At 62.0% G+C, this 18,628-nt stretch carries 21 protein-coding genes; 17 read left to right on the plus strand and 4 right to left on the minus strand.

Features of this window, described 5'->3' with window-relative positions:
- Window positions 1-173 precede the first annotated feature (173 nt).
- Together AB3X94_RS04600 and AB3X94_RS04605 are read left to right on the plus strand one after the other, a co-directional pair.
- Complete coding sequence (locus tag AB3X94_RS04600) at window positions 174-1,193, plus strand: AraC family transcriptional regulator (protein ID WP_176107033.1); 1,020 nt, start codon at window positions 174-176, stop codon at window positions 1,191-1,193.
- Between the two features lie 7 nt (window positions 1,194-1,200).
- Complete coding sequence (locus AB3X94_RS04605; RefSeq protein ID WP_368611022.1) at window positions 1,201-1,812, plus strand: hypothetical protein; 612 nt, start codon at window positions 1,201-1,203, stop codon at window positions 1,810-1,812.
- A gap of 11 nt (window positions 1,813-1,823) precedes the next feature.
- On the opposite strand, the gene AB3X94_RS04610 is transcribed toward AB3X94_RS04605, so the two are convergent.
- Window positions 1,824-2,747 carry a LysR family transcriptional regulator gene (locus AB3X94_RS04610; protein WP_176107034.1) on the minus strand — a complete coding sequence of 308 codons (924 nt, stop codon included), beginning with the start codon at window positions 2,745-2,747 and terminating at the stop codon, window positions 1,824-1,826.
- Between the two features lie 369 nt (window positions 2,748-3,116).
- On the opposite strand from AB3X94_RS04610, the gene AB3X94_RS04615 reads away from it, so the two are divergent.
- Window positions 3,117-3,452, plus strand: coding sequence for a DUF4148 domain-containing protein (locus AB3X94_RS04615; protein WP_176107035.1), 336 nt, complete (start codon window positions 3,117-3,119; stop codon window positions 3,450-3,452).
- Here the strand turns inward: AB3X94_RS04615 and AB3X94_RS04620 are convergent.
- Entirely contained in the window at window positions 3,446-3,994 is a 549-nt protein-coding gene (locus tag AB3X94_RS04620) for a hypothetical protein (protein ID WP_176107036.1), read from the minus strand. The genes AB3X94_RS04615 and AB3X94_RS04620 overlap by 7 nt on opposite strands.
- Before the next feature lie 606 nt (window positions 3,995-4,600).
- Here AB3X94_RS04620 and AB3X94_RS04625 point away from each other — a divergent pair.
- Entirely contained in the window at window positions 4,601-5,209 is a 609-nt protein-coding gene (locus AB3X94_RS04625; RefSeq protein WP_176107037.1) for a hypothetical protein, read from the plus strand.
- Between the two features lie 81 nt (window positions 5,210-5,290).
- Here AB3X94_RS04625 and AB3X94_RS04630 read toward each other — a convergent pair whose 3' ends face one another.
- Complete coding sequence (locus AB3X94_RS04630) at window positions 5,291-6,601, minus strand: MFS transporter (protein WP_368610886.1); 1,311 nt, start codon at window positions 6,599-6,601, stop codon at window positions 5,291-5,293.
- A 178-nt stretch (window positions 6,602-6,779) separates the two neighbouring features.
- Complete coding sequence (locus AB3X94_RS04635) at window positions 6,780-7,874, minus strand: tartrate dehydrogenase (protein ID WP_368610887.1); 1,095 nt, start codon at window positions 7,872-7,874, stop codon at window positions 6,780-6,782.
- A 124-nt stretch (window positions 7,875-7,998) separates the two neighbouring features.
- Between AB3X94_RS04635 and AB3X94_RS04640 the strand changes: the two genes are divergently transcribed.
- The 13 genes from AB3X94_RS04640 (at window position 7,999) to AB3X94_RS04700 (ending at window position 18,622) form a co-directional block, all read left to right on the plus strand.
- A complete protein-coding gene (locus AB3X94_RS04640) occupies window positions 7,999-8,925 on the plus strand; it encodes a LysR substrate-binding domain-containing protein (RefSeq protein WP_176107040.1) in 927 nt (308 codons plus the stop codon).
- Between the two features lie 220 nt (window positions 8,926-9,145).
- The gene (locus tag AB3X94_RS04645; RefSeq protein WP_176107041.1) at window positions 9,146-9,532 is read left to right on the plus strand and encodes a BPSL0067 family protein; all 387 of its coding nucleotides are present in this window, start codon (window positions 9,146-9,148) and stop codon (window positions 9,530-9,532) included.
- Window positions 9,519-9,863, plus strand: coding sequence for an STY0301 family protein (locus AB3X94_RS04650; protein ID WP_368611023.1), 345 nt, complete (start codon window positions 9,519-9,521; stop codon window positions 9,861-9,863). The genes AB3X94_RS04645 and AB3X94_RS04650 overlap by 14 nt, the downstream gene beginning before the upstream one ends.
- The gene (locus AB3X94_RS04655) at window positions 9,864-10,301 is read left to right on the plus strand and encodes a hypothetical protein (protein ID WP_246391978.1); all 438 of its coding nucleotides are present in this window, start codon (window positions 9,864-9,866) and stop codon (window positions 10,299-10,301) included.
- Window positions 10,302-10,651: 350 nt separating this feature from the next.
- A complete protein-coding gene (locus tag AB3X94_RS04660) occupies window positions 10,652-11,950 on the plus strand; it encodes a TAXI family TRAP transporter solute-binding subunit (RefSeq protein WP_368610888.1) in 1,299 nt (432 codons plus the stop codon).
- Between the two features lie 236 nt (window positions 11,951-12,186).
- A complete protein-coding gene (locus AB3X94_RS04665) occupies window positions 12,187-12,390 on the plus strand; it encodes a DUF3562 domain-containing protein (protein WP_176107043.1) in 204 nt (67 codons plus the stop codon).
- 142 nt (window positions 12,391-12,532) lie between these two features.
- On the plus strand, window positions 12,533-12,994 hold the full coding sequence (locus AB3X94_RS04670; RefSeq protein WP_176107044.1) for a GNAT family N-acetyltransferase: 462 nt from the start codon (window positions 12,533-12,535) through the stop codon (window positions 12,992-12,994).
- 192 nt (window positions 12,995-13,186) lie between these two features.
- Window positions 13,187-13,483 carry a hypothetical protein gene (locus tag AB3X94_RS04675; RefSeq protein WP_176107045.1) on the plus strand — a complete coding sequence of 99 codons (297 nt, stop codon included), beginning with the start codon at window positions 13,187-13,189 and terminating at the stop codon, window positions 13,481-13,483.
- A gap of 101 nt (window positions 13,484-13,584) precedes the next feature.
- Complete coding sequence (locus AB3X94_RS04680; protein ID WP_368610889.1) at window positions 13,585-15,297, plus strand: acid phosphatase; 1,713 nt, start codon at window positions 13,585-13,587, stop codon at window positions 15,295-15,297.
- Between the two features lie 216 nt (window positions 15,298-15,513).
- Window positions 15,514-15,873, plus strand: coding sequence for a DUF3564 domain-containing protein (locus AB3X94_RS04685; protein ID WP_013092796.1), 360 nt, complete (start codon window positions 15,514-15,516; stop codon window positions 15,871-15,873).
- A gap of 321 nt (window positions 15,874-16,194) precedes the next feature.
- Entirely contained in the window at window positions 16,195-16,944 is a 750-nt protein-coding gene (locus AB3X94_RS04690) for a DNA/RNA non-specific endonuclease (protein WP_368610890.1), read from the plus strand.
- Window positions 16,937-17,197: a hypothetical protein gene (locus AB3X94_RS04695; RefSeq protein ID WP_176107048.1), complete on the plus strand. Its 261-nt coding sequence runs from the start codon at window positions 16,937-16,939 to the stop codon at window positions 17,195-17,197. The genes AB3X94_RS04690 and AB3X94_RS04695 overlap by 8 nt, the downstream gene beginning before the upstream one ends.
- A 309-nt stretch (window positions 17,198-17,506) precedes the next feature.
- Entirely contained in the window at window positions 17,507-18,622 is a 1,116-nt protein-coding gene (locus AB3X94_RS04700; RefSeq protein ID WP_368611024.1) for a SpoIIE family protein phosphatase, read from the plus strand.
- The last annotated feature ends 6 nt before the right edge of the window (window positions 18,623-18,628 follow it).

An 18,628-nucleotide genomic window follows, 5' to 3' on the forward strand; every position in this document is an offset into this window, starting at 1 on the left:
TCATGTGATTTGCATTGCATAACGTTGTCGTCCTGTTACGCTTAGCGCTCGCGGTAATGCGCCGAAAGAAATTCTAGGGATGCGCTCGAAACGCGCTTGACCGATGGGTGCAGCACTTGACCGATGAAGCGTCAGGAAAACCCGCAGACAGGTTTCGACCGGAGGAGGGCACAGTGGATTTGCGTCAGAAGTCCGTATCAGCGCGCATCTATCGAGGATTGCTCGACGCGGCGGAGCGTGAGGGTCTCGATCGCACCAAAGTGGCTCACGATATCGGCATCGCGGAGGCTGACCTCGCCGCGGCGGATGCGCGAGTCCCGGGCGACAAGCATGTCGCAATGCTCCAGCTCGCGGAACGCTGCCTGATGCGCGGCGCGCCCGAGGGCGACGCGCTCGATGGTCTGCTGTATTTCCCCGAGCTCGCGGGCGTGCTCTGCAATAGTCCGACGCTGCGCGATGCATTGCGTAATTACGTCACGTACCGCGACCTGATCGGTAATGTCGACTGGCTCATCATGCAGGAGGATGGCGACCAAGTCGCATTCGAATACGTGACGGAAGGCGAAGGGCGCAACGCCTCGAGCGCGCTCGGCAACTTCACGCTGATCGCGCGCGTGGCCAGGCTCTACGACGCGCGCCTGCGCGTGCGCGACGCGGGCATCACCGATGCGCGGCTCGGTGCGCTCGGGGCGCTGTGCGGGACGTTGGGCGTGCGCGTTCAACTCGATCAGGCGTGCAATCGGATGGTGTTGCAGTCGTCGGCGCTGGATCGCGCGTTCGAGGTCTACAACGCGCCGCTTTCGAAAATTCATATGCATGCCGCGCATGGCATCTTGCAGCGGATTCGCGAGCAGGGCCGCTTTTCTCCGACAGTCGAGCGATGTCTGCGTGACGTGCTGCGCGAGCAGGCGGATGCGATCGATCCCAAGAGCCTGCAGACGATCGTCTGCGAGAGGCTGTCGCTGACGCGCTGGACCTTGCAACGCAAGCTCGCCGCGGAGCGCAAAACCTTCACCGAGGTGCTGACGCAAACGCGCATCGACGAAGCGCGTACGCTGCTCGCGCATACGCCGATGTCGATCAGCGAGATCAGCGAGCGGGTCGGCTTTGCATCGACGACAGCGTTTACTCGGTTCTTTACGCGCGCATGTGGAGCACCGCCGGCACGATATCGAGGACAGTGCCGGGTGTGATCTTCCTATGATGCGCATCTTTCAGGACATGACCCGACTGTTCGGCGTCATGGGGGCGATCGTTTCGCTGGTCGCGTTTCTGCCTTATGGACTTGCGATCTGGCGCGGCACCGTACGTCCGCATCTGTTCACGTGGCTGGTCTGGTCGGTCGTCACGGCGATTGCGGCGGTCGGGCAATTCGTCGCCGGTGCAGGCCCTTCGGCGTGGTCTACGGCGGCGATCGCGGCCACCTGCTTCTTTGTTCTCGTCGCGAGCGTCTTTCGGGGTGAACGGCGGCGGACCGCTTTCGATTGGCTTTGCCTCGTCGCTGCGTTGTCGGCTATTCCGCTCTGGATACTCACCAATGATCCGACTTGGTCGATCTGTCTTGTCACGCTGATCGAACTCGTCGGCCTCGGGCCGACGGTGCGCAAGACCATCCTCGATCCGTGGAGTGAGAGTCTTTTGTACTTTGCGCTATGCGTTCTTAAGTACGCGCTCGCGATTCTCGCGCTGCCGAAATGGAGTGTGGCCGTGGCGTTTTATCCGGCCGTGAATATCGTGGCGTCCATCGGGGTCTGTTCGTTGATGGTGGTGCGCAGGCGGCAGGTGGGGGCCTATTGCGCGCGGTCGCAGTGAATCAACCCGATTCACCTTTGCGCGCCGCCCCCAAACATCGTCATGCGCTGCAAGATCCACGCGAGCAGTTCGTGCGCAGCCGCGACGAGCGGCCGCCCGGATTTCACCAGCACGCGCGCCTTCGTGCCTAAAAACAGCGCGTGGTCGATCGGCACGGTCGCCAGCTCGCCAGCCTGAATCTCGCGCGAGGCCGCGAACTCTCCGATCAGCGTCGCAAAGTTTTCATCGGCGACAAACCGCTTGAGTGCCGTTAGCGAATTGGTGGTGAGCGTCGCGCGGATCTCAACGTGTTCGACGAACGCGAGCATCGTTGCGAGGTGCCCGATGCCGAACGTGCTCGGCATCAACGCCAGCGGCCACGCGAGCAGATCGTCGATCGTGGCGGGCTTGCCACGCCGCGCGAGAGGATGGTCGCGCCGCACCAGCAACACCACGGGCTGCGCGGAACTCGCGCGATATTCGACGCGCGGATGCGGCGGCGGATTGAACGCGAGCCCGATATGGGCGCGGCTTTCCGCAACTGCGTCGAGCACGTCGTCGACCGGCAGCACGGTGAGGCCGATATCGACCTTCGGGTATTGCACACAGAACGGCGTGATGACCTCGGCAATCAGCGCATCCACGTAACCCTCGCTGACGGCCAGATCGACGCGGCCTTGCTGCAAGCCGCGCAACGCGTGCAGCTGATCCTCGAACTTCTCCTGCTGCGCGCGATAGCCGCGCCAGAACTCCAGCAGATGCGCGGCGGCCTCGGTGGGCCGGACGCCGCGCGCCTGCCGCTCGAACAGCTGCACGCCCAGTTCGTCTTCGAGCAGCTTGATCTGCCGCGTGATCACCGAGGGCGACGTGTTGAGGCTGTCCGCGGCACCGCGGATCGTGCCGTGCCCGAGCACCTCATGGAAATAGCGCAGCCGCTGCTGATTGATTTCGCGCATCACATCCCCGTTAGCCTGTGGCTCCGTTGCTGTGTGAGGAACGATATGTGAACTTTGTTGCTCTTGCTAGCAAGGATTGCCCTGGTCAAGATGGTGTTGCGCACGCGCTTCCTCGACCCGCCGAACTCGCGGCCAGTAACGGCGCGCGGTGATTTCGACGAGTTTCGTATCGTTATGTATCCACCGGGCTGACCGACAAACACCGTTGCAAAAGTCGGGGTTCGCGGAAACAGACGGGATACATGAGGGGGTTCAAATATGTCCATGCCAGTCGGCGGTGCCGCAAAGCAAAGCGGACGTCGACGCGACTGGATGCACGGGCCACGCAACCGTGGTCTGAACCAACTCAATTGCTCTCAGGTGGATGCCATGAAACTCGTCAAGTCGCTGATCGTTGCCGCTGTTGTCGCTGTCCCCGTCGTTTCGTTCGCGCAGTCCAACGCGCCGGTTACGCGTGCCCAGGTTCGCGCGGAACTGGTCCAACTCGAAAAGGCGGGTTACAACCCGGCTGCGGATTACAACACCTATCCGCAGGATATCCAGGCCGCCGAGGCACGCGTGAGCGCGCTGAACGGCGCGGCGGCGTCGGCATATGGCGGGGCGGCGAACGGGTCGTCGGCGGCCGGAGCTGGCGCGGTTAAGGTCCCGGCTCTGTCGCAGCAACAGGACGTTGCCGCCCTCGCCTCGGTCTACGCGCATCATTGACGTTTGGCGAGCGCTGCCCATGTGGGCAGCGGCAATGGAAGACGGCCCGCTTCGAGCGGGCCGTTGCGCATGCACCGGATATCGGCAATCGCGAGGCTACCAGGCACCGACCAGAGATACGTCGTGAGCCCGAGCGACACCGCGCGCCAGAAGCCGAAACGTTCGGGACCGGCGAAACCATGCGCGGCCAGGCCGCTGCGCACCATATATCCGGCGATCGGCAGACTCACCAGCAGGTAGATCGCGAGCGCGACGATCGCCGGCATCGCCGCAATCACCATCGACCATGCCGGCGAACTCCTCGCGACATCAGCCGTAATCACATGCTCGGAGAATCTCATCAGCGGCACCGCCGCGCGCGGCACCAGAAAGTGAAACGCCACCACGGCGACGATGAAAAGCAGCGTACTCGCGAGCCACTGACGCCACGCGCACGACCACCACACGTAAAGACGCCGCCCGAAACTCATCGCGCGGTTGACGCTGAACAACGCGCCTCTATCCGTGAGCGCCGCAACGCACACCAGCACGACGAACAGCACAGCAGCGAAAACCAGCGTGTAGGGACTCCAGATGAACGCGACCGCGTGCTGTCCCGTTGAGGCCGCAGCAGTGGCGGTGATCGCCCAAAAAGTTCCGCCAGGAACATGAAGCGGCCGCTCAAGCTTTCAATCAGCTCGCTCTGTCGTCTCGTTGTCGCGCACGCTCTTTTGCCGGGCGTGACGACGTTGCACATTAGCCACGCGGAACCCCAAAGAAAGCGCAATCCTTCGCGGCGCGCGATCTGATTGTGCCTTCCTTTTGTCCGATATTCATCAGGTCTGCGCAAATAGCGTGGATTACACTGGTTTTCGCCATGCGACTTTAAAGCGTGGCTGACTCACGAAGTCACCATTGCGCGGACTTTCGTGCATCCTTTCCGCACGTATCCGCCGACACCGGGCGAAACACGACTGCCCGGCGAAAACGTTTCGTCATTCACCACTTTGGCCCCACCTCTGGTCCTTCAACCGACGGCGACCAGGCATCGCTGCGGCCATTTCATATCGACTATTTTCGTTTGATTGATCCAGGCCCCGATCCCGGCAGCCGAACGGCTGTTGCACGCCGCGATTTCATGCGCCTGATTTGCTAACAAGGAGATGAAGATGAAGACCCGGCATATAAGCGTTTGGACGGCGGTAGCCGTTGCAATTCTGTCGCTGAGCGGCACCGCGCAGGCCGGCGGCAGGGGTGATGGCGACGGTGATGGCGACGGTGGTCGCGGGGGCCTTTGCTCCAAGGCAACGCTAAAGGGACCCTATGGGTTCATCGGTCACGGAGAGATTCTTGGATTGCTCGATTCGACGAACACGCTGCATCCGTTCACGAGCCCGTTGATTTACGATGACGTCGCCCTGGTGACGTTCGACGGCAACGGTGGTTTCACACGCACTGACGTTGGGAACATCAACGGCGTGCCGAAAGCCGGCTCGACTACCTTCAATCCTCACCAGACCGGCACCTACACGGTGAACTCCGATTGCACCGGAACGATGTCGGTCCGCTACATTACCGGAGGACCTGTGGCGGCTGGCGTCGAGACTGACCTGAACATCGTGATCACTTCGGACGGGACGCAGATCGAATCCGTGGTCTATCGGGCGAGTGTCCCGACAGCCTCGTCGACTCCCGACTACAGCTGTCCGATGAATTGCGTGCAAGGTGTGCAGGAACACTTTGAAGGGAAGAAGGTTCTGGTCTACGGGTTCCGGTAGTCGAGTGCTAACGCATCGGATGAGTTCACGTTCGCCGCCGGCCTTTCAGCCGGCGGCTCTCCCGTATCATCGATGTTTCGCTCAGTGCCCTTGCCGCTCGCCCACCGCGACCGGCGCATGCCTGGTCTGGCGGCTCAGCATCAGCGTCACGACCGCCGACACCGCCAACGTCGCGCCGACCACATAAAGCCCCGCCGTATAGCCACCCGTCACGTTCTTGAGCCAGCCGATCGCAAACGGCCCGACGAAGCCGCCGAGGTTGCCGATCGAGTTGATCATCGCAATCCCCGCGGCCGCCCCGGCGCCCGACAGGAACATGCTCGGCATCGCCCACAGCGGCGCCTTCGCGGCGCTGATGCCGACGTTCACGACGACGAGCGCAAGCACGATCATCAACGCGGTGCTCGCATTGCCGGCGAACACGAAGCCTACGCACGCAAGCGCGCACGGAATCACGACGTGCCAAGTACGTTCGTCGGTACGATCCGAGTGCTTCGCCCAGAGCACCATCGCGATCACCGCGAGCACGCTCGGCACACCGGCAAGCAGCCCGGTTTCGAACGTGCCGAAACCATATTGGCGGATGATCAGCGGCGCCCACAAGCCGAGCGTATAAAGTCCCGCCGAGGTGCCGAAGTAGATCAGCGCGAGCGCGAGCACGCGCGGATCGCGCAACGCGCTGAGCGCGCCGGCCGTGTGGCCTGCATGGGCGTGCCGCGCGTCGGCTTCGAGCTTCAGCTTCGCGATCAGCCAGTCGCGCTCCTCGGGCTGCAGCCACTCGGCTTGCGCGGGCTTGTCGGTCAGATACTTGAGCACGCCGAAGCCGAGGATGATCGCCGGCAAGGCTTCGAGTATGTAGAGCATCTGCCAGTCGGCGAGTCCGGCGATCGGCGGCAGTTTCATGATCGCGCCGGAAATCGGCGAGCCGATCGCGGTCGAAATCGGTGCGGCGGCCATGAACCACGCCGCCGCGACCGCGCGCTGCCGGGTCGGAAACCACAGGCTCAGATACAGGATGATGCCGGGAAAGAACCCCGCTTCCGCGACGCCGAGAATGAAGCGCAGCGCGTAGAAGCTGTTCGGCCCGACGACGAACGCGGACGCGAGCGACACGAGCCCCCACGACACCATCACGCGAGCAATCCAGCGGCGCGCGCCGACCTTGTGCAGGATCAGGTTCGACGGTACTTCGAATAGAAAATAGCCGATAAAGAAGAGGCCGCCGCCGAGGCCGAACGCGGTCGGCGAAAGACCGATCGCCTTGTTCATCGACAACGCGGCGAAGCCCACATTCACGCGATCGAGAAAGCTCACGAAGTACAACAGCATGACGAACGGGATGATCCGCAGCATCAGCTTGCGGGACACCCGGCTTTCGAGTTCCGAAGTCATTGTCTCCTCCTGCTGCGCGCGGCAGTGGACCGCGCGCGAGCCTCGCGCCGGCCGACGTTGGGCCGAGCTAGTCGAGTCAAGGTTGGGTGCCGGCCACGTGGTGGCCGGGGCGTAGACCGTGCGCCTGAGTTGCGCGCGGTTCCCGCTTGGTGCCGGTCAATTCAAGCGAAGCCGGCGTTCAAGCCGCGTTCTCCGCGGGCGTCGCCGCCTGCTCGATGAACGCGCATACGGCCGCCGTCACCTGCGCGGTCGTGGCCGTGCCGCCGAGGTCGCGGGTATGCAGCGACCTGTTCGCGGTGACCGCTTCGACGGCCTGCATCACACGCCTGGCCGCGGCGAATTCGCCGAGGTGTTCGAGCAGCATCACGACCGACCAGAACGTGCCGACCGGATTCGCGAGCCCCTTGCCCATAATGTCGAACGCGGAGCCGTGGATCGGCTCGAACATCGACGGATAGCGGCGCTCCGGATCGATGTTGCCGGTCGGCGCGATGCCGAGGCTGCCCGCGAGCGCGGCTGCGAGGTCGCTGAGAATATCGGCGTGCAGATTGGTGGCGACGATCGTGTCGAGCGTGGCAGGACGATTGACCATGCGCGCGGTCGCCGCGTCGACGAGTTCCTTGTCCCACGTGACGTCCGGAAACTCCTTCGAAATCTGCAGCGCGATCTCGTCCCACATCACCATCGCGTGACGCTGCGCGTTGCTCTTCGTGATCACGGTCAACAGCTTGCGCGGACGCGACTGCGCGAGCCGGAACGCGAAGCGCATGATGCGCTCGACGCCGGCGCGCGTCATGATCGACACGTCGGTCGCGGCTTCGATCGGATGGCCCTGATGCACGCGGCCACCAACACCCGAGTATTCCCCCTCCGAGTTTTCGCGAACGATGACCCAGTTCAGGTCTTCGGGCTTGCAGTACTTCAGCGGCGCGTCGATGCCGGGCAGGATGCGTGTCGGGCGCACGTTCGCGTATTGATCGAAGCCCTGGCAGATCTTCAGACGCAGACCCCACAGCGTGACATGGTCGGGAATGTCCTTGTCGCCCGCCGAGCCGAACAGGATCGCATCCTTGTTGCGGATCGCATCTAGCCCGTTGGCCGGCATCATCAGGCCGTGCTGGCGATAGTAGTCGCCGCCCCAATCGAAGTTCTCGAACTCGAACGTGAAGGCGCGCGTGGTCTTCGCGAGCGCTTCGAGCACCTGCGCGCCGGCCGGCACGACCTCCTTGCCGATGCCGTCGCCTGGAATGGTTGCGATGCGATAGGTCTTCATGTCTGCGTCCTGTGCTTGGTGAATGGCGTGAGTGGACTCTAGCGCGGTCGCATGGGTAAAAACCGGTGCTAAACTCAAAGCATCTTTAACTTGCATTCACAAATGCGAAGGCGTGGAAACGACGATGCGCGACACCGTGCAGCCAGCGGATCTGAGCTTTTTCTCGACGCTCGCCGCGAGCGGCAGTCTCAGCGCGGCCGCGCGCGAACTCGGGCTGACCGCGGCCGCCGTCAGCAAGCGCCTCACGCAGATGGAACAGCGCGCGGGCGTCGCGCTCGTGAACCGCACGACGCGCCGCATGATGCTGACGCCCGAAGGCGAGCTATACCTCGAACGCGCGCGGCGGATTCTCGACGAGATCGACGAGCTGGCCGAACTGCTCGGCTCGGCGAAGAAGACACCGAAGGGTTTGCTGCGCGTAAACGCGACGCTCGGCTTCGGGCGCAGCCATATCGGACCGGCGATTTCGCGCTTCGTCGCGCGGTATCCGCAAGTGTCGGTTCAACTGCAGTTGTCGGTCACGCCCCCGCCGCTCACCGACGACAGCTTCGACGTCTGCATCCGCTTCGGCGAGCCGCCCGATACGCGCGTAGTCGCACGCCGGCTTGCGCCGAACCGGCGTCTGCTGTGCGCGGCGCCGTCGTATCTCGCGGCGCACGGCACGCCGCTCACGGCGCACGATCTGACGCGCCACAACTGCATCGGCATTCGGCAGGGAGACGAAGCGTATGGCGTGTGGCGGCTGACGTCGGGACGCGGCGCCGCGCGCAAGACCGAGGCGGTGCGCATCAAGGGAACGCTGACCACCAACGACGGCGAGATCGCCGTCAAATGGGCGCTCGAAGGACACGGCATCCTGATGCGCGCGGAATGGGACATCCGGCAGTATCTGGCGGAGGGGTCGCTCGTTCAGTTGCTGCCTGATCACGACACGCCGAATGCGGACATCTTCGCGGTGTATTCGCCGCGGCAGCAGATGTCGAATCGGATTCGCGCGTTTGTCGAGTTTATTGCGCGGGAGTTGGGGGGTGAGGTGGGGGTGGTTGGGTAGTGCTGCGGAGCGGTTAACTCGTCGCGGAGCTACTCGACACATTGCAACACATTGAGAAGGAGGCTGTTTCTGGCTCGCGAGCAGCTGAATCACAATCTGGACGGCCTTATCAGCAGATCGGCATTATCTGAAAACTGAGTACTGCTTGTTTTTGCACGGTTGCCTCGATAGTGTGTGCTGAGTCTTATCCCCTTTCACTGGCTGAGGAGAAGTAGAAAAGATGCGCTATGTCGCTGATACGGAAAAGGCAGATGACCTGATCAACCAAGGGCATCTGATCGGGAATGGCCAGTGCGTTACACTCGTTCATGCTGTTGTGAGTATTCCGCCGTCTTCCTTATGGAAAAGGGGAGACCGAGTCCAAGGCAATTTCCTCATCGCCAAAGGAACCGTAATAGCCACATTCGACAGCAATGGACGCTATGGAAATCACACGAACGGAACCAGCCATGCGGCAATTTATCTCGGGCAAACACTGGATGGAATCACTGTAATTGACCAGTGGAATGGCCATACCAAACAACCTCCGCATCGGCGTACTATCCATTTCCGTCGCGGCCATGGAACGCCTGTTAATGATGGCAGCCGATATTATGTTGTCGAATAAGGCGCTCTTCCTGGCAGTTTGCCTCGTGGCAACAAGCGCCGCGTGTGCGTCGCCAACACGGATCCGATTCAAATGCCCAAGCGTTCTTTCTGCGGGAGGGCAACATCATGTTCTGGATAACGCATCCCTGTTCGATGGCCCTCCAGAGGAGGAGGCGGACCTTATTCCTGAGCCAGGAAAAACATCTGACCAGTGGGATTTAACGGGCGTCGACCCCTATCTGGTATGCCGCTATCACGGCACTAACAGCACTTTTGTGATTCATGCTGTTGGTGCTCGGACCTGCGAAGCCACCAGCAAACCCTTTGCTGTTCACTGCACCTCTCGTTAAATGGACTGGGATAACCGCAAAATGGCGGCGCTGCTTGTAGCTGCTGCTATTGCTGCGTGGATGCCGTTGGCATACGGCAAAATTTGCCCGGAAAAAGATGCTTTTGCGGCGGACGCGATGGTGGATCAACTCGATAGCTGGGCTCAGGTAAATAGCGCATTCAGTCAGTATGGTCACTGCGACGATGGTGGGATTGCTGAAGGCTATTCTGAGGCAATCGCGCGATTGCTGATTGACCACTGGAAAGCACTGCCGGAACTCGATGCACAAATCAAGCTCGATCCGCCACTAGAATCGTTCGTGCTGCGTCACATTAACTCAACGCTTGATACTGACGACCTTGCAAAGATCGCTACGCTCTCTACCAGATCTTGCCCAAAAGGCATGAGTTCACTGTGTAAAGCATTGGCTAATGCCACATCGCAGGCTGAACAGTAACCGCTGCGACGGCTACGCGTGCTTGCATATGGGCTGCGCCCTGCTAATGGGATAGAAGGTGCCTCCAACACCGCAACTCCCTCTGACTGAACGAACGACGCGCGTGTTCGTACGCCGGAACGGCCTGTACGACTGGAATCTGTAGCACGAAAATCGCGATCCCCACAGTCTCTAACAGACCCGCCTCTTTTCACTGCACATCACTGGCTATCGAATAAAACTCCCCGATATCGTAAAGTTGAGGAACCAAACCCCGATCCCACTCCTTTACTCACCAAGGCCGGACCTGACCAAACCGGGTAACGATGCCGAGACCAGACCCCGCGCCGTACCGCAGCCCGAGAACCCCGATGACACGGCGGCGCCGGCGTCTTCTGATCATCGGCGCGATCGTGCTGGTCGCCGCGTTCGGCTGGATGGTCGCGCTGATTCTCGAGCCCGCGTTCCAGCGCACGATCGTCATCACTTCCGGCGCAGACGGCGGCATTTATCGCGGCTTTGCCGATCGCTACGCGCCGCTGCTCAAGCGCGAAGGCATCAAGCTCGACATCCGCAGCTCGTCGGGTTCGGTCGAAAACTACCAGCGCCTCGCTGACCCGGACAGCGCCTATCAGGTCGGCTTCATCCAGTCGGGCACGACCAGTCCGAAAGACACCGACAATCTGCAAACCATCGCCGCCGTGTCGTACGAGCCGATCTGGGTGTTCTATCGCGGCGACGCGACGATCGACCGGCTGTCGCAACTGCGCGGCAAGCGCATTTCGATAGGCGTGCCGGGCAGCGGGCTGCTCAACGTCTCCCAGGTGCTGCTCGGCTACAGCGGCGTCACGAGCCAGAACTCGACGCTGCTGGAGATGGACGCGAACGCCGCATACGAAGGGCTCGAAAGCGGTCAGATCGATGCGGCGTTCTTCATCGGCCGGCCCGACGCCGACATGCAGCACACGCTGCTGACCAGCAACCTGAAGCTGATGAGCTTCGCGCAGGCCGATGCACTGGCGCAAAAATTCCCGTCGCTGTCGAAGATCGTATTGCCGCGTGCCTCGACGAGCGTCGCCGACGATCTGCCGCGCAGCGACGTCACGCTGCTCGCGGCGACGGCGCTGCTGGTGTCGAAAGACACGCTGCATCCGGCGCTCGTCTATCTGCTGCTCGACGCGGCGCGCACGGTGCACGGCGGCGAGGACTACTTCACGCCGCTCGGCACGTTCCCGAACCTGAACACTGAAGAATTCCCGATCTCCGACGAAAGCGTGCGCTACTTCAAATCGGGCCGGCCGTTTCTGTATCGCTACCTGCCGTTCTGGCTCGCGAGTCTGATCGAGCGACGGCTGCTGATTCTGGTGCCGTTCCTTGCGCTGCTGATCGGCCTCGCCCAGGCGCTGCCGAGCATGCTCGAAGCGCGTATGAAGAAACGCCTGTTCGTGTGGTACCGCGCGATCAAGGCGCTCGAGGACGAAGTATGGAAGAACGCCGAGCCGACTCGCGCGCAGGTCGCGCAATGGAGTGACGAGATTGAAAACATCGACGCGAACGCTAGCCAGATCCGGATTCCGTACCGCTACTTTCAGGACGTTTACGCGCTGAAGCAGGCGATCGGCGTCGTGCGCGACCGGATCGCGCACGTAGCGCAGAAGATGGAGAAGTAGAGACGCCGCTCCTTACCCCTGCACGTTTCCCGGGTATTCACCACCGCCGTACCGGTTGATTTTGCGCGCGCCCTCACCGCATGGTCGATTGCCGCAGCGCAAGAAGAAAATCTCTGTGAAATCGGTCGGACGATAGGCCGATTTAATTGGCGTGCTCGCGAATCGCATCCTGTAATGGACTCCTGCCGTGCGCGTACCGTCCATCCAGTCCGCCGCACACTAACCGGAGAGCGTCCATGTCGCAGCCCGAGCCGAATGTAGACGAAATAGTCCGCAGCATCGCCGAAGAAACCGACACGCCGACCGAAACGGTGTCCCGCATGTACGCCGATACGCTCGCCGAATTCCGGAGCGAGGCGCGCGTGTTCGACTACGTGCCGCTGTTCGCCGCGAAGAAGGTCCGCAACGAGCTTCGCCAGAAGCATCCTCGCAAGCACTGACTCGCTGCAGGCGGTGATGCATCGGCTCACCGCACTGCCGCAAGCGTCGTGGCTCCAGATTTGTCGTTCATGGTGGAGCTAACAATCACGTCGCAAATTTTCTATGCTGGCGGTTCCACAGCTTTCCACAGGAGCCGCCCACATGTCCGCCCCGCTGCAGATTCGCGCCGTCACCCGCGACGATTTCGATGCATGGCTGCCGCTATGGGACGCCTACAACGCGTTTTATGGCCGCTCGGGCGAGACCGCGTTGCCGCGCGAGATCACGCAAATCACCTGGAATCGCTTTTTCGATGGCTACGAGCCGATGCATGCGTTCGTCGCCGAACGCGCCGGGCAATTGCAGGGCATCGTGCATTTTCTGTATCACCGCCATACGACGATGGCGGGACCGATCTGCTATCTGCAGGACCTATACACGCTCGATAGCGAGCGCGGCAAGGGTGTCGGCCGTGCGCTGATCGAGGCCGTCTATGCGCGGGCACAAGCCGACGGCGCGCAACGCGTCTACTGGCAGACGCACGAGACGAACCGCACCGCGATGCAGCTCTATGACAAGGTCGCGGACAAGTCCGGCTTCGTGGTTTATCGGAAAACGCTTTGACGCCTGATCGCGGCTCAGCGGATGCGTGCCGAGTCCGATCGCGTCGCGCTATGCGGTTCATGCGATTCAATTCAGGACGATAGCGCGAAGCATGCGGCGATTCGGCCACGCGGTGCTATGCTTTGATCCGGTCCAGCGGCGCGGTGTGTCCCAGCCGCGCGCTCGCGCCGCCCAAGCGTAGGAGGCCACGTCATGCCCAACGCGATCCAGATTCAGGTTGCCGACTCGCATCTTTATCCGGGCTGCGCGGTGCGCATCGCCGAACTTCCCGAACCGGCCGGCGCGCCGAACCTCGCCGAGGCGCGCGTCGAGTTCGCGGATGGCTCCGGCGCGCACGCCACCTATCATCGGCGCGCGCATGACGAACTCGAATTGACCGTCGACCGTTACGCGACGCAAAAGCGTCATCCGATCGACGCACGGCACTGGCTACTATTGGCTGTCGATGCCACGCATCACAGCTGGCGCGTGAAGCGTCGGCTGCCGTAAAGCCGCGAGGCCTGCCGGCCTCGGCGGACCCATAACCGGTGTCGCGCGCGCCGCCTCCAGCGGCGCCGAAGCGACCGTCACGTCTCCTTCGGAACTCACCGATGACCGACCACGATCCTCACATGCCGCCGAAACTGGACAACCCCGATTCAATCGACAACACCAACGACGCCCCCGACGATCCCGAACGCCGGCGCGTCCTGACCGGTCTCGCGGCGGTCGGCCTCGGCCTCGCGCTGCCCGGCTGCAAAACGGGCGAGGCACTCGCGGGCAACGGCCCGCCGCGCAGCGCCGCCGACTTGCGGCTCGACGCTGCGCTGCACGATCAGGTGAAGAACATCGTGGTGATTTACGCGGAGAACCGCAGCTTCGCGAACCTGTACGGCAACTATCCAGGTGTCCAGCATCCGCTCAACGCGGTCACCGCCGAGCAGTACGTCCAGCTCGACCGCGATGGCAAGACGCCGTTGCCGCGGCTGCCGGCGATCTGGGGCGGGCTGGTGCCGCAGGCGCAGGAAGTGGACGGCAAGCGCTACATGATTGGCGAAAAGGATCTCGATCATCTGCGCAACCGGCCGTTCCAGATCGTCGATGCGCACGGCGCGCCGCTGCCGACCGGCGTGATCACCCGCGATCTGATCCATCGGTTCTATCAGAACCAGATGCAGATCAACGCGGGGCGCAACAACCAGTTCGCCGCGTGGGGCGATTCGGGCGGCCTCGTGATGGGGCACTACCGCAATTCCGCCGACTCACTGCGTCTCTGGAATCTGGCGCAGCAGTACACGCTGTGCGACAACTTCTTCATGGCCGCTTTCGGCGGTTCATGGCTGAATCACATCTTCCTGATCTCGGCGCAGGCGCCGTACTACCCGGACATCCACAGCAGCCCGGCGAGGAAGATGGTGTCGGTCGTGGAAGGCGACGATCCGACCGGCACCCGTTTGAAGCTCGCGCCCAATTCGCCCGCGTCGGCGCTCGACGGTCCGCCAAAGTTCGTCAATGATGGCGCTTTCACCGCCGACGGCTACGCAGTCAACACGATGGCTCCGCCGTATCAGCCGAGCAGCGTGCGTCCGGCCGAAGGCGGCGACCCGGCATTTGCTGATCCGTCGGACCCGCGCGTGATGCCGCCGCAGAATTACGCGACGATCGGCGACCGGCTGACCGCCAAGGGCATCGACTGGGCGTGGTACAGCGGCGCATGGCAATTCGCGCTCGATCATCGCGATACGGGATCGATGCCCGACTTTCAGTATCACCATCAGCCGTTTAACTACTTCGCCAATTACGCGCCGGGCACGGCCGCGCGCCGCCGGTATCTGCGCGACGGCGGGATGGGCAACGACGCGTCGACCAATCGCCTGATCGCCGACATCGACGCGGGACGTTTGCCGACCGTCACGTTCTACAAACCGCAGGGCGACCTGAACATGCACGCGGGCTATGCCGACGTCGCCTCGGGCGACCGTCACATCGCGACGCTGATCGAGCATATTCAGCGCGGGCCACAATGGCAGAACACGGTCGTGATCGTCACCGTCGACGAGAACGGCGGTTGGTGGGATCACGTCGCGCCGCCGATCGGGGATCGCTGGGGGCCGGGTTCGCGCGTTCCCGCGCTGGTGATCTCGCCGCTCGCGAAGAAGGGTTACGTCGATCACACGGTGTACGACACGAACTCAATTCTGCGTTTTATTAGTCGTGTGCATGGACTCGCTCCGCTCGATGGCGTGGTCGCGCGCGACAAGGCATTCGCCAGCAACGGACTCGCGCCGCTCGGCGATCTGACCGCTTCGCTCGATCTCGCTTGACGCCTGTCGGCTGCGTTGATTTGCCGCGCCTCGCGGTGTGCATGTGCTCATTCCAGCATGCATATCGCGTACGGCGCGCCGCTTCGAGCATGCATCGTACCTCGCCTCACGGTTTGGCGAATTATTTTTCCATTCGCAAATCATGCCTTTGTCTTGCATAAAGCGCCGCGCCGCCTAGACTGGTAAAGCCCTTCGCAAATTATGAACGGAACTGCTATGCGACTGACCATCCTGATCAACGGTTCCGATCCCACCGTAAGCCATGATTACGCTGTGCTCTGGCTCGATACTGATGAACATCGGTGGTCGAGAGAAGCGCATCAAGGGATCGACTTGCCCCCTTGGGGTGAACTGCGCGACGAGAACGGCGTGACCACGCTGTGCGCACCGAGCGCCGACGCGCCGCTCTGTACGTTGCGCGGTCTGCACGTCGATCGCAAGGAACGAGTGAGCGCCGCGCAAGGCGCCGCAGCATGGACCGCGCTGCGAACCCGCAAGGCGACTAGCGGCTTCTGGCGTTTGCAGGCGGTGGATCGTCAAAAAACTCGCGCTGAAAACAGCGTGTTCGGTAATTAATCTCCGGCGCGCTTCGCCGCGCTGCCTCTTTTCCGGTCGAAACTTCCGGCTCGTTCCGCGAGCACTGCTCGAGCGCGTAAATCTGTTCGTGCGCAAACGAACATAACGTACCGCGAGAACGCAGGTCTTAAGACCTTCTTAAGATTGCGTGAGTAGAGTCGGAAGTCCACGCATTCGGGTCGCTGCAAAGCGGCCCACTTTTTTGTGCGGCGCACGCCGCCTCTTCTGTTTCCCATCCCCTTTCTTTGATTCGCATGGTGCGGTCGCTCGATGCGGGCCGCGACGCTATACTTGCGTCCCCTTTCATCGAACCACCGACACATGAAGAAGTGGCTTGCCTGTCTGTTCCTCGCCGTCGCCGCCCATGCGGGCGCGGCGCCCTCCTGCACCAGTTTCACGCCGAATGCGCAATGGCCCGTCCTCACCAATCAGAAGATGGCGCCCAAAACGCGCATGCTTTGCTATAGCGATTTCGCGGTGCTGCATTCGGGTATCACGCACGGTCCGCTGTGGTCGGCCGAGCATCTGACACGCGAGCACATCGAAGAAGCGAAGGACATGGTGCGTACCAACAAGTTCTTCGAAGACGCGCGTCTGCCCGAAGGCGAAGGCGCGACCCTCGCCGACTACAAACGCAGCGGCTTCGATCGCGGCCATATGAGTCCGGCGGGCAATCGCTGGAACAATGAGGCGATGGCGCAATCGTTCTCGCTCGCGAACATCGTGCCGCAAGACCGTCAGAACAACCAACGATTGTGGGCACGCATCGAAACCGCGGTGCGCAAGATCGCACTAGCCTACGACGACACGTACGTCGTCACCGGACCGCTGTTCACCGGACAGCAATTGCAGACGATCGGACCGACGCGCGTGTTCGTGCCGACTCAGTTGTACAAGGTCGTCTATGTGCCGTCGCGTCAACTGGCATTCGCAGTCGTGGTTGATAATGTAGCGACCAACCGCTACGACATGCGCACGATTCACGAGCTCGAAGCAATGTCGGGCATCCGCTTTCCGGGCATTCCGGATAACCTGAAGGACCAGCGGCCAGGAGGACTAAAAGGTGTTTAAGCCCTATTCGAACGATGACGACGTGCTCAATATTCAGGGCGATGCGCTCACGCTCAGCAACGGCACGACGCGTGTCGTGCTGAACGGCACGCTCGAATTGACGCGCGATCAACGCGGCCTGAAGGCGGCGCTCGCGCTGAAGGAAGCGCTCGATGCAATCGTCGCGAGTCTTCAGGCGCAGAAGGATTTGCCGGCGAAGGTGCAGGACGAGCCGGATGCCAAGCCGGGTGTCGTGCAGAATCCATTTGAATAAGTGGACCTTCAGCGTTGCATTTGCGCAACCTCGCAGCCCGCGAGTTTTACTGATGCCGGTCACGCAAACCTTTGCGTGACCACTCGTTTTCTAATCTCGCGCCAATCGAGCGGATCGCCTTCGCTCTGTCACATAAAGTACATGGAGAAACCTTAGCGTGCGAGGTTTCCTCATACATCGACTGGCGTCGCCATGCATCCAGCGTTCTCGAGATTTCGCCGTTCTTCCGCACAGGGGAATCCGCGCACAGCCGGAGACTTGTGCCACGAAGTTCCATCCGTAGACGTTGAAGACCCCAACTCCGTGGTCATGGAGATCTTCTCGGCGCGTCGCGACATGCAGAGCCTCGCTGTCATCAATGAGCACCGTCCCATCGGCCTGATCAACCGCGACATCTTCATGTCGCAGATGAGCAAGCCGTTCCATCGCGAGCTTTACGACAAGAAGAGTTGCATCGCGTTCATGGACAAGGACCCGCTCATCGTCGATGCCGACGTGAGCATCGAAGCGCTGACGTTCAGGACCGTCGAGGCCGGAGAAAAAGCACTGGTCGATGGTTTCATCGTGACACGCGACGGACTCTTCTCAGGTCTCGGCAGTGGTCTGCAACTGATCAGCGCGGTCGCGGAAATGCAGGCGGAGAAGAACCGCCAGATCATGCAGAGTATCGAGTACGCCAGCGTGATCCAGCGCGCCATGTTGCGCGCTTCCAGCGAGACGCTGTCGATGAAGCTGCGCGACGCGGCGATGGTCTGGGAACCTCGCGACGTAGTCGGCGGCGACTTCTATCATTTCGCGGCCTTTCCGACCGGCTGGTTCGGCGCTGTTGCCGATTGCACCGGACATGGCGTTCCCGGCGCCTTCATGACCTTGCTTGCTTCGGCGTCGTTGTCGAAGGCGCTCGAACAGATCGGGCCGCGCGACCCCGCCGCGCTGCTGGCGGCCGTCAATCGCAACGTCAAGGCCTTGCTGGGGCAAGTGAACAGTGCCGACGAAGGAACCCAATCCAACGACGGCCTGGACACGGCACTCTTCTGGTTCGATGCGACGGAGAGCATGCTGCGTTTTGCCGGCGCGAGGATCGCGCTGCATATCCTGTCACCCGATGCCGCGGAGTTCGAGACGATCAGCGCCGACCGCATGGGCGTCGGTTACGTGGACAGTCGCGCCGACTATGCGTGGAGCTTGCGCTCGATTCCGGTCACGGCGGGTAGCCTGCTGTTCATCTATACCGACGGCCTCGCCGATCAGATCGGCGGCCCGCGCAACATTTCTTTCGGCCGGCGCCGCGCGCTCGACCTGATCCTCGAAAACCGCGCCGAAACCCCAGCGACGATTTGCGAGCGCGTCCGGCTCGCGCTCGCGCAATGGCAAGGCAATCAACCGCGCCGTGACGACGTCACGCTTTTCTGTGCCCGCATTTAGTGAATT

It is taken from the genome of Paraburkholderia sp. BR10923 (genome assembly GCF_040948765.1).
GTDB lineage: Bacteria > Pseudomonadota > Gammaproteobacteria > Burkholderiales > Burkholderiaceae > Paraburkholderia > Paraburkholderia youngii.

Bases quoted from the DNA above. Each gene is read 5' to 3' on its own strand.
- AB3X94_RS04630 (WP_368610886.1), bottom strand. From the start codon at position 6,601: ATGACTTCGGAACTCGAAAGCCGGGTGTCCCGCAAGCTGATGCTGCGG.
- AB3X94_RS04675 (WP_176107045.1), top strand. From the start codon at position 13,187: ATGCCCAACGCGATCCAGATTCAGGTTGCCGACTCGCATCTTTATCCG.
- AB3X94_RS04690 (WP_368610890.1), top strand. From the start codon at position 16,195: ATGAAGAAGTGGCTTGCCTGTCTGTTCCTCGCCGTCGCCGCCCATGCG.
- AB3X94_RS04670 (WP_176107044.1), top strand. From the start codon at position 12,533: ATGTCCGCCCCGCTGCAGATTCGCGCCGTCACCCGCGACGATTTCGAT.
- AB3X94_RS04650 (WP_368611023.1), top strand. From the start codon at position 9,519: ATGTTGTCGAATAAGGCGCTCTTCCTGGCAGTTTGCCTCGTGGCAACA.
- AB3X94_RS04615 (WP_176107035.1), top strand. From the start codon at position 3,117: ATGAAACTCGTCAAGTCGCTGATCGTTGCCGCTGTTGTCGCTGTCCCC.
- AB3X94_RS04610 (WP_176107034.1), bottom strand. From the start codon at position 2,747: ATGCGCGAAATCAATCAGCAGCGGCTGCGCTATTTCCATGAGGTGCTC.
- AB3X94_RS04605 (WP_368611022.1), top strand. From the start codon at position 1,201: ATGATGCGCATCTTTCAGGACATGACCCGACTGTTCGGCGTCATGGGG.
- AB3X94_RS04635 (WP_368610887.1), bottom strand. From the start codon at position 7,874: ATGAAGACCTATCGCATCGCAACCATTCCAGGCGACGGCATCGGCAAG.
- AB3X94_RS04700 (WP_368611024.1), top strand. From the start codon at position 17,507: ATGGAGATCTTCTCGGCGCGTCGCGACATGCAGAGCCTCGCTGTCATC.
- AB3X94_RS04660 (WP_368610888.1), top strand. From the start codon at position 10,652: ATGACACGGCGGCGCCGGCGTCTTCTGATCATCGGCGCGATCGTGCTG.
- AB3X94_RS04665 (WP_176107043.1), top strand. From the start codon at position 12,187: ATGTCGCAGCCCGAGCCGAATGTAGACGAAATAGTCCGCAGCATCGCC.
- AB3X94_RS04625 (WP_176107037.1), top strand. From the start codon at position 4,601: ATGAAGACCCGGCATATAAGCGTTTGGACGGCGGTAGCCGTTGCAATT.
- AB3X94_RS04640 (WP_176107040.1), top strand. From the start codon at position 7,999: ATGCGCGACACCGTGCAGCCAGCGGATCTGAGCTTTTTCTCGACGCTC.
- AB3X94_RS04680 (WP_368610889.1), top strand. From the start codon at position 13,585: ATGACCGACCACGATCCTCACATGCCGCCGAAACTGGACAACCCCGAT.
- AB3X94_RS04645 (WP_176107041.1), top strand. From the start codon at position 9,146: ATGCGCTATGTCGCTGATACGGAAAAGGCAGATGACCTGATCAACCAA.
- AB3X94_RS04655 (WP_246391978.1), top strand. From the start codon at position 9,864: ATGGACTGGGATAACCGCAAAATGGCGGCGCTGCTTGTAGCTGCTGCT.
- AB3X94_RS04685 (WP_013092796.1), top strand. From the start codon at position 15,514: ATGCGACTGACCATCCTGATCAACGGTTCCGATCCCACCGTAAGCCAT.